This window comes from Pseudomonas sp. HMWF032 (genome assembly GCF_003060885.1).
Classification (GTDB): Bacteria; Pseudomonadota; Gammaproteobacteria; order Pseudomonadales; family Pseudomonadaceae; genus Aquipseudomonas.
Genome location: NZ_QAIG01000012.1, coordinates 1 through 13,921, shown reverse-complemented (window position 1 = coordinate 13,921; position 13,921 = coordinate 1). Strand labels below are relative to the sequence as shown.

11 protein-coding genes are annotated in these 13,921 nt (G+C 60.3%); 6 read left to right on the top strand and 5 right to left on the bottom strand.

Annotated features, from left to right (window positions below; translation table 11 throughout):
* Nucleotides 1-118: 118 nt before the first annotated feature.
* Both DBR00_RS15985 and DBR00_RS15980 read right to left on the bottom strand, forming a co-directional pair.
* Nucleotides 119-1,324 carry a patatin-like phospholipase family protein gene (locus DBR00_RS15985; RefSeq protein WP_108488120.1) on the bottom strand — a complete coding sequence of 402 codons (1,206 nt, stop codon included), beginning with the start codon at nucleotides 1,322-1,324 and terminating at the stop codon, nucleotides 119-121.
* A gap of 351 nt (nucleotides 1,325-1,675) precedes the next feature.
* Complete coding sequence (locus tag DBR00_RS15980; RefSeq protein WP_108488121.1) at nucleotides 1,676-2,602, bottom strand: lipid A biosynthesis lauroyl acyltransferase; 927 nt, start codon at nucleotides 2,600-2,602, stop codon at nucleotides 1,676-1,678.
* A 158-nt stretch (nucleotides 2,603-2,760) separates the two neighbouring features.
* On the opposite strand from DBR00_RS15980, the gene minC reads away from it, so the two are divergent.
* The 4 genes from minC (at nucleotide 2,761) to DBR00_RS15960 (ending at nucleotide 5,458) form a co-directional block, all read left to right on the top strand.
* A complete protein-coding gene (gene minC / locus DBR00_RS15975; protein WP_108488122.1) occupies nucleotides 2,761-3,486 on the top strand; it encodes a septum site-determining protein MinC in 726 nt (241 codons plus the stop codon).
* Between the two features lie 91 nt (nucleotides 3,487-3,577).
* Complete coding sequence (minD, locus tag DBR00_RS15970; RefSeq protein WP_090251774.1) at nucleotides 3,578-4,393, top strand: septum site-determining protein MinD; 816 nt, start codon at nucleotides 3,578-3,580, stop codon at nucleotides 4,391-4,393.
* Nucleotides 4,390-4,644 carry a cell division topological specificity factor MinE gene (gene minE / locus DBR00_RS15965; RefSeq protein WP_025165363.1) on the top strand — a complete coding sequence of 85 codons (255 nt, stop codon included), beginning with the start codon at nucleotides 4,390-4,392 and terminating at the stop codon, nucleotides 4,642-4,644. Before minD ends, minE begins: the two co-directional genes overlap by 4 nt.
* Before the next feature lie 178 nt (nucleotides 4,645-4,822).
* Complete coding sequence (locus tag DBR00_RS15960) at nucleotides 4,823-5,458, top strand: RluA family pseudouridine synthase (RefSeq protein WP_108488123.1); 636 nt, start codon at nucleotides 4,823-4,825, stop codon at nucleotides 5,456-5,458.
* Between the two features lie 192 nt (nucleotides 5,459-5,650).
* Here DBR00_RS15960 and DBR00_RS15955 read toward each other — a convergent pair whose 3' ends face one another.
* Together DBR00_RS15955 and DBR00_RS15950 are read right to left on the bottom strand one after the other, a co-directional pair.
* The gene (locus tag DBR00_RS15955) at nucleotides 5,651-7,252 is read right to left on the bottom strand and encodes an ATP-binding protein (protein ID WP_108488124.1); all 1,602 of its coding nucleotides are present in this window, start codon (nucleotides 7,250-7,252) and stop codon (nucleotides 5,651-5,653) included.
* Between the two features lie 19 nt (nucleotides 7,253-7,271).
* Nucleotides 7,272-7,994 carry a winged helix-turn-helix domain-containing protein gene (locus tag DBR00_RS15950; RefSeq protein ID WP_108488125.1) on the bottom strand — a complete coding sequence of 241 codons (723 nt, stop codon included), beginning with the start codon at nucleotides 7,992-7,994 and terminating at the stop codon, nucleotides 7,272-7,274.
* 717 nt (nucleotides 7,995-8,711) lie between these two features.
* On the opposite strand from DBR00_RS15950, the gene DBR00_RS15945 reads away from it, so the two are divergent.
* Nucleotides 8,712-11,618 (top strand): ribonucleoside-diphosphate reductase subunit alpha, encoded by a 2,907-nt coding sequence (locus DBR00_RS15945; protein ID WP_108488126.1) that lies wholly within the window; start codon nucleotides 8,712-8,714, stop codon nucleotides 11,616-11,618.
* A gap of 475 nt (nucleotides 11,619-12,093) precedes the next feature.
* Complete coding sequence (locus tag DBR00_RS15940; protein ID WP_108488127.1) at nucleotides 12,094-13,344, top strand: ribonucleotide-diphosphate reductase subunit beta; 1,251 nt, start codon at nucleotides 12,094-12,096, stop codon at nucleotides 13,342-13,344.
* Nucleotides 13,345-13,449: 105 nt separating this feature from the next.
* Here the strand turns inward: DBR00_RS15940 and DBR00_RS15935 are convergent.
* Nucleotides 13,450-13,921: N-6 DNA methylase (locus tag DBR00_RS15935; protein ID WP_146180699.1), on the bottom strand; the 472-nt coding region annotated here is incomplete at its 5' end.

Below are 13,921 nucleotides of genomic sequence, written 5' to 3'. Positions count from 1 at the left end.
TAGTAACAGCCTCTGGCTGGTCAAAACGGCGAGAAAGCGGAGTTTACTGCTGTGAACATGCATTCAGAGCCTGCTTTTAACGCCGTATTACCAACGCAGGTAGTTTTCCAACGACCTGTTAGACGGTGACCGGAATCACCGCCGGCACTGGCGGGCTGTCCAGGCTGAGAAATTCAATCAGGCGGGCTTTCTGCGCCATAGCATCCTGATACCCCAGCTCAATCAACTCGTTGCAATAACCCGGCTCGAACAGCAGATAACTCAGCACCCCGGCCCCGCTGGCTCTGGTCGCCCCAGGGCCGCGCAGGAATAGGCGCAGGGCTTTGGGCAGCTCGTGACGATGACGCGCGGCGATCAGGTCCAACGGCTGACTCGGTGAAATCACCAGCACATCCACCGGCTTGAGGCCCAGGCCCCGCGGGTGGCGCTCAGCAGGAATCAGCCGGCCCATCTGGTTAAGCCGCTCAAGCAGCTCGATGTCGCTTTCCAGGCTGTCGATAAAGGTGCTGTTGAGCATGTGACCACTGATCTGCGCCAGGCTCGGCGGCCGACTCTGCTGCGGCCGCACCACCGGCACCTGAGCCTGCGGCCCGGCAGCCGGGTTGCCGCTGACACCGACCACCAACACCCGCGTCGCCCCCAGGTGCAAGGCCGGGCTGATCGGCGCGGACTGACGCACCGCACCGTCGCCGAAGTATTCGCGATTGATTTTCACCGGCGGAAATATCAGCGGAATCGAGGCACTGGCCAGCAAGTGCTCAAGCGCCAGACGAGTCGGTACACCGACACGGCGATGACGGAACCAGGGGTCGATGGCAGCGCGCCCTTGATAGAAGGTCACCGCCTGGCCAGTTTCGTAACCGAAAGCCGTCACCGCCACGGCGCGCAGCTGACGGTGGCGTACGGCAGCGGCAATCCCGCTGAAATCCAGCTCACGGCCAAGCAAATCAGCCAGCGGCGAGCTGTCAAGCAGCGCCACTGGCACCTGGCCACCCACCCCCAGCAGGCTGTGACCGATAAAGCGGCTGGCCTGGCGCAGCACCCCCGACCAGTCACTGCGGTACACCTGATGGGTATGAAAGCCCTGCCAGACACCGGTCAGCCGGCGTACCGCTTCGGTGAAATGCAGCGCCCCACAGGCCAGGCCCACGGCATTGATCGCCCCGGCAGAAGTGCCAACGATCACCGGAAAGGGATTGTGCGCGGCGTTGGGCAGCAAGTCGGCAATCGCCGACAACACGCCAACCTGATAGGCCGCCCGCGCGCCACCGCCGGAGAGAATCAGCCCGGTAACCGGCTGACTGGTTGAAGCGGTGTGTGGCATAGACTACTTCCACTGTTTTTTAACCAGTATAGGAGCCCGTCAGGCGCACACGGAACCATCAGGTGCCAAGAAAACCAACCGCAACCCAACAACCCGCCAATTGGATGGCGGGCCAAGCCAGAAACTCGAACCTGCTTTCGTGTCTCGCGAGCTAGAACGAAACAAGGCGCTACGTCAGTAACAGCCTTCGGCTGGTCAAAATGGCCGAGGAAGCGGAGTTTACGGCCGTAAATAAGCATTACTCGTCCCACTCGCCCTTCAGGTCGCGCTCAAGCGCGTTAGCCGCAAGCGGCTGACCGAGGCCATTTTCAACGCCATATCGTCGACGCACTGCAGATCTGAAACAGGTTCTTAGCGCTTCATTTTATACAGCTTCGGCTCACCCTCAGGCCGCGTCTTGAAGCGCCGGTGTGCCCACAGGTATTGCTCGGGGCACACGCTGATCGCCTGCTCGATCCACTGATTGACGCGCAGGCAGTCGGCCTCTTCGCTGTCGGTGGGGAAATCCGCCAACGGCGGATGAATCACCAGGCGATAGCCTTGGCCATCGGGCAAACGCTGCTGGGTAAAAGGAATCACCTGAGCGCGCCCCATACGGGCGAACTTGCTGGTGGCAGTGACGGTGGCCGCCGGCACACCGAACAGCGGCACAAACACACTGCGCTGGGCACCGTAATCCTGATCCGGCGCGTACCAGACCACCCCGCCAGCACGCAGCAACTTGAGCATGCCGCGCACATCGTCACGACCAATCACCCCGAGCAGGCGCTGCTCGCGGCCGCGACGCTGCACGTAGTCAAACAGCGGATTCTTGTGCGGACGGTACATGCCGTACATGTTCTGAGCCATGCCAAGCAGGCCACCGCCCATTTCCAGGGTGGTGAAATGCAGCGCCATGAGGATCACACCCTGGCCGTCGGCCTCGGCCTGACGCAGATGCTCCAGGCCTTCGATGCTACCCAGGCGGCGCAACCGCTCAGCCGGCCACCACCAGGCCATGGCCATTTCAAAAAAGGTAATGCCGGTGGATGCGAAGTTTTCCTTTAACAGCGCCTCGCGCTCGACAGCGGGCATCTGCGGGAAACACAGTTGCAGATTGCGCGCGGCGATCTTGCGCCGCGAACTGGCCAGGCGATACATCACGCGGCCCAGACAGCGGCCCAGCCTCAGTAGCACCTTATAAGGCAGCAGGGCGATCAGCCACAGCAGGCCCAGGCCCAGCCACAACAGCCAGAAGCGGGGATGCAGGAAATAAGCGCGAAATACTGGGCGATCCATAACACAGGTCCGAGGCACGCAATAAAGCGCGGCATTCTATCAGGAGTTTGTCCGCAGCCTGGTTTCGCGGCGCGCAACTTGCGAGCGCGCGGCGTTCTCGCTATAAGTCCGACTTACTTTCCCCCAGTTTCTAAAACAAGGGCCGTATCAGGCAGACCATGAGCCAAGCTGATCTCCTCGAGCAAGACCCCGTATTCCAGCTTAAAGGCAGCATGCTGGCCATCACCGTGATGGAGCTGGCGCACAACGACCTCGCCCGCCTCGACCAGCAGCTCAGCGAAAAAGTCGCCCAGGCCCCGGCCTTCTTCAGCAACACCCCGCTGGTGCTGGCCCTGGACAAGCTGCCGGAAGGCGAAGGCGTGCTCGACCTGGCCGAGCTGATGACGGTTTGCCGCAAGCATGGCCTGCGCACCCTGGCAATCCGCGCCAACCGCGAAGCCGATATCGCCGCCGCCGAAGCCCTGGATCTGCCCGTGCTGCCGCCATCCGGCGCCCGCGAGCGCCCCATCGACCTGACTCCGCCAAAACCGGAAAAGCCCGCCGAACCCGAGCTCAAGCCAAGCAAGATCATCACCAGCCCAGTACGCGGCGGCCAACAGGTGTATGCCCAGGGCGGCGACCTGATCGTCATGGCCCCCGTCAGCGCCGGCGCGGAACTTCTCGCTGACGGCAACATCCATGTGTACGCGCCCATGCGCGGCCGGGCACTGGCCGGCATCAAGGGCAATCTCAAGGCGCGAATTTTCTGCCAGCAGATGGGCGCGGAACTGCTCTCCATCGCCGGCCAGTACAAGGTGGCCGAAGACTTGCGCCGCGACCCACTCTGGGGCGAAGCGGTGCATGTCAGCCTGTCGGGTGACGTGTTGAACATCACCCGCCTTTAACGGATACTGCCGCCACTTTTCAAACAGGGCAGCCGGACGCCTGAATAGGCCACGGAACCTGCGTTTTCTCTACATTTTGGGGTGAATCACCTTGGCCAAGATCCTCGTTGTTACGTCCGGCAAAGGTGGCGTCGGTAAAACCACCACCAGCGCTGCCATCGGTACCGGCCTTGCCCTGCGCGGGCACAAGACAGTCATCGTCGACTTCGACGTCGGCCTGCGTAACCTTGATCTGATCATGGGCTGCGAGCGCCGCGTGGTGTACGACTTCGTCAACGTGGTCAACGGCGAAGCGACCCTCACCCAAGCTTTGATCAAAGACAAGCGCCTGGAAAATCTCTACGTGCTGGCCGCCAGCCAGACCCGTGACAAGGACGCCCTGACTCAGGAAGGCGTTGAGAAAATCATCAACGAGCTGCGTGAAAACTTCGAATACGTGGTCTGCGACTCGCCGGCCGGTATCGAAAAAGGCGCGCACCTGGCCATGTACTTCGCCGATGAAGCGATTGTTGTGACCAACCCGGAAGTCTCCTCGGTGCGCGACTCCGACCGCATGCTCGGCCTGCTGGCGAGCAAATCGCGCCGCGCCGAGAAAGGCGAAGAGCCAATCAAGGAACACCTGCTGCTGACCCGCTACAACCCTGAGCGCGTGGTCAAAGGCGAAATGCTTGGCGTGGAAGACGTCGAAGAAATCCTCGCCATTCGCCTGCTCGGCGTGATCCCGGAGTCGCAAGCCGTACTCAAGGCGTCCAACCAGGGCGTGCCGGTGATCCTCGATGACCAGAGCGATGCAGGCCAGGCCTACAGCGACGCGGTTGACCGCCTGCTGGGCAAGGAAGTGGCACACCGATTCCTCGATGTGCAGAAGAAGGGATTCATGCAACGCCTGTTTGGAGGTCGTGAATGAACATTTTTGACTTCTTTCGTGAGCGCAAGAAAGAAACCACCGCGTCCATTGCGAAAGAGCGTCTGCAGATCATCGTCGCCCACGAGCGCGGCCAGCGCAGCCAGCCGGACTACCTGCCGGCCCTGCAGCAAGAGCTGGTCGAGGTGATCCGCAAGTACGTCAATATCGACTCGGATCAAGTACAGGTTGCACTGGAAAACCAGGGCAGCTGTTCCATTCTGGAACTCAACATCACGCTGCCGGATCGCTAATCGCGGTTGCCGCACTTCAGCCTGTACAAATGGCGGCCTAAATGGCCGCCATTTTATTGCACAAGCCAGCACGCTTTGTGGGAGGGGCTTTAGCCGCGACAGGTTGACTCAAGAGCCTTCACAGCTAAAGCGGAACGCCGCCCGAGCCTCCCACCACTAGCCTTACTCAAGAATTCCCATGCCGCTCAGCCAAATCAAAATTCTCCATCAGGACGCCGCCCTGCTGGTGATCAACAAACCCACCCTGCTGCTCTCGGTGCCCGGCCGCGCCGAAGACAACCGCGATTGCCTGGTCACGCGCCTGCAGGAAAACGGCTACCCGGAAGCGCGCATCGTCCATCGCCTGGACTGGGAAACCTCGGGAATCATCGTGCTGGCCCGCGATGCCGACAGTCACCGCGAACTGTCGCGGCAGTTTCATGACCGCGAAACCGAAAAAGCCTACACCGCCCTGTGTTGGGGCCAGCCGGAACTGGACAGCGGCAGCATCGACCTGCCGCTGCGCTACGACCCGCCGACCAAACCGCGCCACGTGGTTGACCACGAACTGGGCAAACACGCCCTGACCTACTGGAAGGTGCTGGAACGCCACACTGAACATTGCCGCGTCGAACTCACGCCCATCACCGGCCGCTCACACCAACTGCGCGTGCACATGCTGTCCATCGGCCACCCACTGCTCGGCGACGGCCTGTATGCCCACGAACAAGCCCTCAACGCCTACCCGCGCCTGTGCCTGCACGCCAGCATGCTCAGCCTGAGCCACCCGCAAACGGGCGAGCGCATGCGCTTCGAGTGCCCGGCACCGTTCTAAGAGTCTGCTTACGATCTGCTGCGCGTCAGCCCTGCTGCGTTAAAAACAGGCTCGGAAGGCTCATCTACAAAAGTACACTCCGCTTCCTCGCCGCTTTGACCAGCCGGAGGCTGTTACTTCGTAGCGCCTTGCATGGCTCTGGCTCGCAAGATCGAAAAAGCATCTAAGCAGGCCTCATATTGAGAAGAACGTTTAACCCTGCTTACGCGGCCAGATCAGGCTAAAGCAGGCACCGCCCAGCGCTTCGCTGCGGCTGATTTGTGCGCGTCCGCCGTGCCAGTAGGTAATGCGGCGCACGATGGACAAGCCCAAGCCGTGTCCGCCCGAGGCGCGGGTGCGGCTGTCGTCCAGGCGCAGAAAGGGGGTAAAAATATGCTCCCAAGCCTCTTCCGGTACGCCGGGGCCGTCGTCTTCGACATCCAGCCGGCAACGCTGCTGGCCGACCTGATAGCTGACGCGCACCCGAGATTCGGCATGGCGCATGGCGTTACTCACCAGGTTTTGCAGGGCGCGGTGCAGGTAACGCAACTCGGCTTCCACCCACGCGCCGCTGCCGTCTAGCGCATCACGCGAGGGACCATGTTCGACCCGTACGCTCGCGCGCAGCGGGGCCAGTTCAGTAATCACCTGATCGATCAACTCATCCAGATCGACTTGCTGGAAGTTCAGCGCCGGCGCGCCCTGTTCCAGACGGGCGTAAGTCAGCATCTCGTCGACCAGCTTGTCGAGGTCCTGAATATCACTGTCCATGCCGTCCATGTATTTGCGCCGCGCCGCTTCGGTTTGCGCATCGCCGATCATTTCCAGACCGAAACGCAAACGCGCCACTGGCGTGCGCAATTCATGAGACACCGCGCGGACCATTTCACGCTGAATACTCAGGGAGCGCTGCAGGTGCTCGGCCATGGCATTGAAAGCTGCCGCCAGACGCCCCACCGAATCACTGCCACGGGTTGGCACGCGGGCATCCAACCGACCACTGGCAATGCGTGTGGCCGCCCCCTCCAGGTCACTCAGGCGCTGCTCCAACGGCCTGACCAGCAGATACACCATCAGACCGATCAGGCTCAGGCTAAGCGCGCCGATCAGTACCAGCCACTGCACCGGATACGGATTCATCTGATACAACGGACCGATTTCCAGCACCCAGGGCGTATCGACGATACCGGAGAACACGTGGATGCTGTCGCCGCCCCGCCCCAGGGCCATCACCGTGTCACCCTCATCCACCCGGCGACGCTGATCCGGGTCAAGGTCGGCCTGATCAAGACGCCCCAGGCGCAGGTCGAAACCAAACTGCTTGTCCTGCTTCAACGCCGCCAACCGGCGTGGCTGTTCATCCCAGGGATAGCGCACCAGTTCATCGATCAACAGAAAGCTGGTGGCACGCGCCAGTTGCTCACTGACCTGCTGCACATCCGCCACCAACACCAGCGGCTGCTGCGCCAACTGACTATAAATGCGCGCTTCATGCGGCCCGGTCTGCTGCACCGACACCAAACCACGCCGCAGGCTGTTGCGCACACCACTGTCGAGACGGGCTTCATCCAGCACCTCGATGCGCAATGGAATACCGAGCAAGCGCCCCCATACTGTGACGGCACGCCGCCGCTCAATCGCCGACATCGGCGCGAGGTTATCGGCCATCAGGCGGAACGTGCCCTGCGCCAGGCGCTCGCGGTACTGGTCCACGCGCACTTCGTTGAGCAGCTGCAAGGCGCCGACACCGAGCAGCGCCACCAGCACCAACACAGCCAACATGCCGCCATAGATGCGCAGAAAGATCGAATTCATCGGCCGACTACAACGCAGTTCATGCCATGGCCTCGGCCGCTTCGGCGACAAACAGGTAGCCCTTGCTGCGCACGGTCTTGATCAGCCGTGGGTGCATTGGGTCGTCACCGATCTTCGGGCGGATGCGCGAAATGCGCACGTCGATTGAGCGGTCCTGACCGTCGTACTCGATACCACGCAGGGCGTTGAAGATCTCTTCACGCGAAAGAATCCGCCCGGCATTGGACGTCAGTAGCCACAGCAAATCGAACTCGGCGCTGGTCAGCTCAATGCTCTGCTCGCCCAGCCAGGCTTCGCGCATGGCACTGTCGATCACCAGCTGGCCGAATTGCAGCCGGCGCCGCTCGCCTGGTGCCTGTGTTTCACTGCCTTCATGGCGACGCAGCAGCGCCCGGATGCGCGCCAGCAGCACACGCGGACGCACCGGCTTGCACACGTAGTCATCGGCGCCCATCTCCAGACCCAGCACCTGGTCCATGTCATCCGTACGCGCGGTGAGCATCAGAATCGGTCCGTCGTACTGACCACGAACCTTGCGGCAGATCGACAGACCGTCTTCGCCGGGCAGCATCAGGTCGAGGATCACCAGGTCCGGCTGTTCCTGCAGAATCCGCGCGGCGGCCAACCCACCGTCCATTTCGATGGACACATTCAGGCCATTACCCTGCAGGTAGTCACGGGTCAGCTCGGCCAGACGCTGGTCGTCCTCGACAATAAGAATGTGCCACGACTGCTGCTCCACTACCGACTCCCCGACAAGACCAAAAACGCTCGGCATTGTATCAATGCCCCGGACAGTGCATAGCGCATGCCAAAAACTTGCAAAAACACTAGATGTAGTATCCGTCTGTGAGCCACGCCACGCGTGTACAACCCGTGGAAAAACCCCGCTCAACACCGACGAACGGTACACCCCAGCCAATACGCGGGCTTGCCGTCATTTGGCCAGTTTAACCCACAAACCACCCACAACTTATCCACAGGATGTTAGCCATCGATTGCCTTGCAATACCCCACACAGCGCATTATCTTGTATGCCAATCGCGCGACACCCACCACATGTTGGGTTTAGCCTGGCAACCGGACACAAGAAGAATGACTCGCACACGGCCTGGTCCCAGACCGTCACCGGTGGCCTGAAACGCTTTATGCAGTACACCTGCGCTACCTCGGCAGGTTTAGCTCCAGCGTCGCGCAGTGCGCGCCTGAGCACGAATAAACGGTCAACCGCATACGCGGTTGCACCACTAGATGTAGTAGTTGAGGCGTAAAAATGCCTTGACGCGTGACTCTTGAGCCAGGAAGGCGCTTTAGTCGTTCCTTACCTGCCCAATTTGCAAGTCCCCGTGTACCCAGCTCTTGGCTGTGCCCACGGTATTGTTGAAATGGAATGAATGCAGTAGCCGCAGTGATCGACGACCAAGCGTCTAACTAATAAATACAGAACATGGAGACCTTCATGCATACCGACACCTATCGCGAGAACCCGCAGGCCAATGCGCCGCAGGCTACCGATGACAACCAGAGCCTGAGCGCCACCGCGCCCGGTCAACTGCGGGTGATCAAGCGTAACGGCACCGTGGTGCCGTACACCGATGACAAGATCACCGTTGCCATTACCAAAGCCTTTCTCGCGGTAGAGGGCGGCACCGCTGCTGCCTCGTCGCGCATCCATGACACCGTCGCGCGCCTGACCGAGCAGGTCACCGCCACCTTCAAGCGCCGCATGCCGTCCGGCGGCACCATCCACATCGAAGAAATTCAGGACCAGGTTGAACTGGCCCTGATGCGCGCCGGCGAGCAGAAAGTCGCCCGCGACTACGTGATCTACCGCGAAGCCCAGGCCACCAAGCGCAAGAACGCCAGCGCCGGTGAAGTTGCCCAGCCGCACCCGAGCATCCGCGTCACCCACGCCGACGGCAGCGTAGCGCCGCTGGACATGGGCCGCCTCGACACCATCATCCGTGAAGCCTGTGAAGGCCTGGCGGAAGTGGACGGCGAGCTGATCCAGAAAGAAACCCTGAAAAACCTTTACGACGGCGTGGCACAAAGCGATGTCAGCACCGCTCTGGTGATGACCGCGCGCACTCTGGTTGAGCGCGAGCCGAACTACAGCTACGTCACCGCACGCCTGCTGATGGACAACATCCGCGCCGAAGGCCTGGGCTTCCTTGGTGTCGCCACCAGCGCCACCCACCACGAGATGAGCGAGCTGTACGCCAAGGCTCTGCCGGCTTACATCGCCAAAGGTATTGAGTTCGAACTGCTCAACCCGGTGCTGGCCAGCTTCGACCTGGAAAAACTCGGCAAAGCCATCAACCACGAGCGCGACCAGCAGTTCACCTACCTGGGCCTGCAAACCCTCTACGACCGCTACTTCATCCACAAGGACGGCATCCGTTTCGAACTGCCGCAAGTGTTCTTCATGCGCGTGGCCATGGGCCTGGCGATTGAAGAGAAACAGAAAGAAGAGCGCGCCATCGAGTTCTACAACCTGTTGTCGTCCTTCGACTACATGGCCTCGACGCCGACCCTGTTCAACGCCGGCACCCTGCGCCCGCAGCTGTCGTCGTGCTACCTGACCACCGTGCCGGACGACCTGGGCGGCATCTACGACGCCATCCGCGACAACGCCCTGCTGTCCAAGTTTGCCGGCGGCCTGGGTAACGACTGGACCCCTGTGCGCGCCCTGGGTGCCTACATCAAAGGCACCAACGGCAAATCGCAAGGCGTGGTGCCGTTCCTCAAAGTGGTCAACGACACCGCAGTAGCAGTTAACCAGGGCGGCAAGCGCAAAGGCGCGGTGTGTGCCTACCTGGAAACCTGGCACATGGACATCGAAGAGTTCATCGAGCTGCGTAAGAACACCGGTGACGACCGCCGCCGCACGCACGACATGAACACCGCCAACTGGATCCCGGACCTGTTCATGAAGCGCGTCTTCGACGACGGCAAGTGGACCCTGTTCAGCCCGTCCGAAGTGCCAGACCTGCACGACCTGACCGGCAAAGCCTTCGAAGAGCGCTACGAGTACTACGAAGCCCTGATCGAGTACGGCAAGATCAAGCTGTACAAGACCATTCAGGCCAAAGACCTGTGGCGCAAAATGCTCTCCATGCTGTTTGAAACCGGCCACCCCTGGCTGACCTTCAAAGACCCGTGCAACCTGCGCAGCCCGCAGCAGCACGTGGGCGTGGTGCACAGCTCCAACCTGTGCACCGAGATCACCCTGAACACCAACGCCGACGAAATCGCCGTGTGTAACCTGGGTTCCGTGAACCTGCCGAACCACATCGTCAACGGCAAGCTGGACACCGCCAAGCTGGAAAAGACCATCAAGGTCGCCGTGCGCATGCTCGATAACGTCATCGACATCAACTACTACTCGGTGCCGCAAGCGCGTAACTCCAACTTCAAGCACCGCCCGGTGGGCCTGGGCATCATGGGCTTCCAGGACGCGCTGTACCTGCAGCACATCCCATACGGTTCGGACGCTGCCATCGAGTTCGCCGACAAGTCCATGGAAGCGGTCAGCTACTACGCCATCCAGGCCTCCTGTGACCTGGCCGACGAGCGCGGCGCGTACTCCACCTTCGACGGCTCGCTGTGGAGCAAAGGCATTCTGCCGCTGGATTCGCAGCAGATCCTCATTGACCAGCGCGGCCAGAAGTACATCGACGTCGACCTGACCGAGTCGCTGGACTGGGCGCCGATCCGTGCCCGCGTGCAGAAAGGCATCCGTAACTCGAACATCATGGCCATCGCACCGACCGCCACCATCGCCAACATCACCGGCGTGTCGCAGTCGATCGAACCGACCTACCAGAACCTCTACGTGAAATCGAACCTGTCGGGCGAATTCACCGTGATCAACCCGTACCTGGTGCGCGACCTCAAAGCCCGCGGCCTGTGGGACTCGGTGATGATCAACGACCTGAAGTACTACGACGGCTCCGTGCAGCAGATCGAGCGCATCCCGCAAGAACTGAAAGACCTCTACGCCACCGCGTTTGAAGTCGACACCAAGTGGATCGTGGACGCCGCCAGCCGTCGCCAGAAGTGGATCGACCAGGCGCAGTCGCTGAACCTCTACATTGCCGGCGCTTCGGGCAAGAAGCTCGACGTGACCTACCGCATGGCTTGGTACCGTGGCCTGAAAACCACCTACTACCTCCGTGCCCTGGCCGCGACCAGCACCGAGAAGTCCACCATCAACACCGGCAAGCTGAATGCCGTGTCCAGTGGTGGCGACGATGGCCTGAGCGCCGCACCGGCCAAGGCTGCGCAAGTGGAAATGAGTGCAGGCCCGGCGCCAGTTCCAAAGGCCTGTGCCATCGACGAACCAGACTGCGAGGCTTGCCAGTAAGTGTTCGGCAGCGCGCGGATCTGAGCGGCATTCGCGGCGTTACCTGCCGGAGCGGCCCCCATCACGTACAGGCGTACGCTCAGGGGCTCCACTCCAGCAGGTGCCTAGCGACTACTCGCTCAGCTACACGCTCGAACGTCGGGCAAAAGCAAAAGCGCTAAAGCAACACTCGGGAGAGGGCTAAGCAACACCGCCCTCCCCACTTATTACCTGCCGTGCTTCTCGTGAAGAAGGACGGCCAAGAGCCTGCTTACGAGCTCGCGAGCTGGAGATAAACGGCTGCTTTCAACGCTGTTTAGCCAACATGCAGCAGCTCGTAAGTCGGTTCTGAGGGGCAACGGCCAGCCACTAGAGCCACCCCGACCAGCGGCACCCGTTTTACCCTTGCGCGCAGTACGCAACGGAACATAATCAGAACTATCTGTATATCCATACAGGCCGGTTATTTCACCGGCCCGCAAGCAGGAGCCAAGCCATGCTGAGCTGGGATGAATTCGACAAGGAAGACGGTGCAGACGCCGTCGTAGCAAGCAAAGCCACTGCCCAACTGGCAGACATGAACATCGACAAACTCGACCAGGCCGGCGGTGCCGCCGCCGTCGAAGCCCGCGCCGTGGTGGCCAGCGACAGCGATGCCGTGGCCCGCGCCAAAGCCGCCCTCGACCAGCTCGACATCCAGGAAGGCCTGGACGAACTGGAAGGTTCGGCGGCCCGCGTACAAGTCGGCGACAAGCAGATGATCAACGCCCGTGCCGACCTCAACCAGCTCGTACCTTTCAAGTACGACTGGGCCTGGCAGAAGTACCTGGACGGCTGCGCCAACCACTGGATGCCGCAAGAAGTGAACATGAACGCGGACATCGCGTTGTGGAAAAGCACCGACGGCCTGACCGACGACGAGCGCCGCATCGTCATGCGTAACCTCGGCTTCTTCTCCACCGCCGACAGCCTGGTCGCCAACAACCTGGCCCTGGCCGTTTACCGCCTGATCACCAACCCCGAGTGCCGCCAGTACATCCTGCGCCAGGCCTTCGAAGAGGCGATCCACACCCACGCCTACCAGTACTGCATCGAATCGCTGGGCATGGATGAAGGCGAGATCTTCAACATGTACCACGAGATCCCAAGCGTCGCGAAAAAAGCCAGCTGGGGCCTCAAGTACACCCGCGCCATCTCCGACCCGCAGTTCAACACCGGCACGGTTGAAACCGACAAAGAACTGCTGCGCAACCTGATCGCCTACTACTGCGTACTGGAAGGCATCTTCTTCTACTGCGGCTTCACCCAGATCCTCTCCATGGGTCGCCGCAACAAAATGACCGGTGTGGCTGAGCAGTTCCAGTACATCCTGCGTGACGAGTCCATGCACCTGAACTTCGGCATCGACGTGATCAACCAGATCAAGATCGAAAACCCGCACCTGTGGGATGCCCAGCTCAAAGACGAAGCCACCCAGATGATTCTCCAGGGCACCCAACTGGAAATCGAATACGCACGCGACACCATGCCGCGCGGCGTACTGGGCATGAACGCCGCGATGATGGAGGACTACCTCAAATTTATCGCCAACCGTCGTCTGACTCAGATTGGTTTGAAGGAAGAGTACCCGGGTACCACTAACCCGTTCCCATGGATGTCGGAAATCATGGACCTTAAGAAGGAGAAGAACTTCTTCGAGACGCGGGTTATTGAGTATCAGACTGGTGGGGCGTTGAGCTGGGATTGATGCCCAGCCACTCACTGAAGAGTTAAGAGCGCTTTACCTATAACTAACACTTAGGATTATAGGTAGAAAACCACTCTCCCCCGCCAACGCGGGGGAGTTAAAAAATCAATCTGAAATCAAACTATAAAACTCCTCCTGCAACTCCTTCAACTCCGCCTCGAGCCTCTGCTGACACGCAAGCAACTCAACAAGGGATGCCCTCCCTTTCGCTTCAGCTGAAACATACCTAGTAAAACTCAAATTGAAATCGTTCGACTCAATTTCAGAGAGAGCTACAACCCGAGCCCCACCTGAAATCTCTAACGCCTTATCAAATACATATAGAGCAGCAGCTGGATAACCACTTATGTCGACACTACTCTTCTTAAGGGATTCATACACAGCAGCTGCGTCTATAAATAAAACCTTACCGCTTCGAACCCGCTTACTGAAAATCAGTATTGCAACTGAAATCGCAGTACCCATTATAGCTCCAGGCGGAAGCACAATTACCCCTTGAAGCACTCCATCCTGCACTATCTTCCTTCTTATCTCACCTTCCACCCCCCCCCTAAACAACACCCCCATAGGCACTAAC

Bases quoted from the DNA above. Each gene is read 5' to 3' on its own strand.
- DBR00_RS15985 (WP_108488120.1), bottom strand. From the start codon at position 1,324: ATGCCACACACCGCTTCAACCAGTCAGCCGGTTACCGGGCTGATTCTC.
- DBR00_RS15980 (WP_108488121.1), bottom strand. From the start codon at position 2,602: ATGGATCGCCCAGTATTTCGCGCTTATTTCCTGCATCCCCGCTTCTGG.
- minC (WP_108488122.1), top strand. From the start codon at position 2,761: ATGAGCCAAGCTGATCTCCTCGAGCAAGACCCCGTATTCCAGCTTAAA.
- minE (WP_025165363.1), top strand. From the start codon at position 4,390: ATGAACATTTTTGACTTCTTTCGTGAGCGCAAGAAAGAAACCACCGCG.
- DBR00_RS15960 (WP_108488123.1), top strand. From the start codon at position 4,823: ATGCCGCTCAGCCAAATCAAAATTCTCCATCAGGACGCCGCCCTGCTG.
- DBR00_RS15955 (WP_108488124.1), bottom strand. From the start codon at position 7,252: ATGAATTCGATCTTTCTGCGCATCTATGGCGGCATGTTGGCTGTGTTG.
- DBR00_RS15945 (WP_108488126.1), top strand. From the start codon at position 8,712: ATGCATACCGACACCTATCGCGAGAACCCGCAGGCCAATGCGCCGCAG.
- DBR00_RS15940 (WP_108488127.1), top strand. From the start codon at position 12,094: ATGCTGAGCTGGGATGAATTCGACAAGGAAGACGGTGCAGACGCCGTC.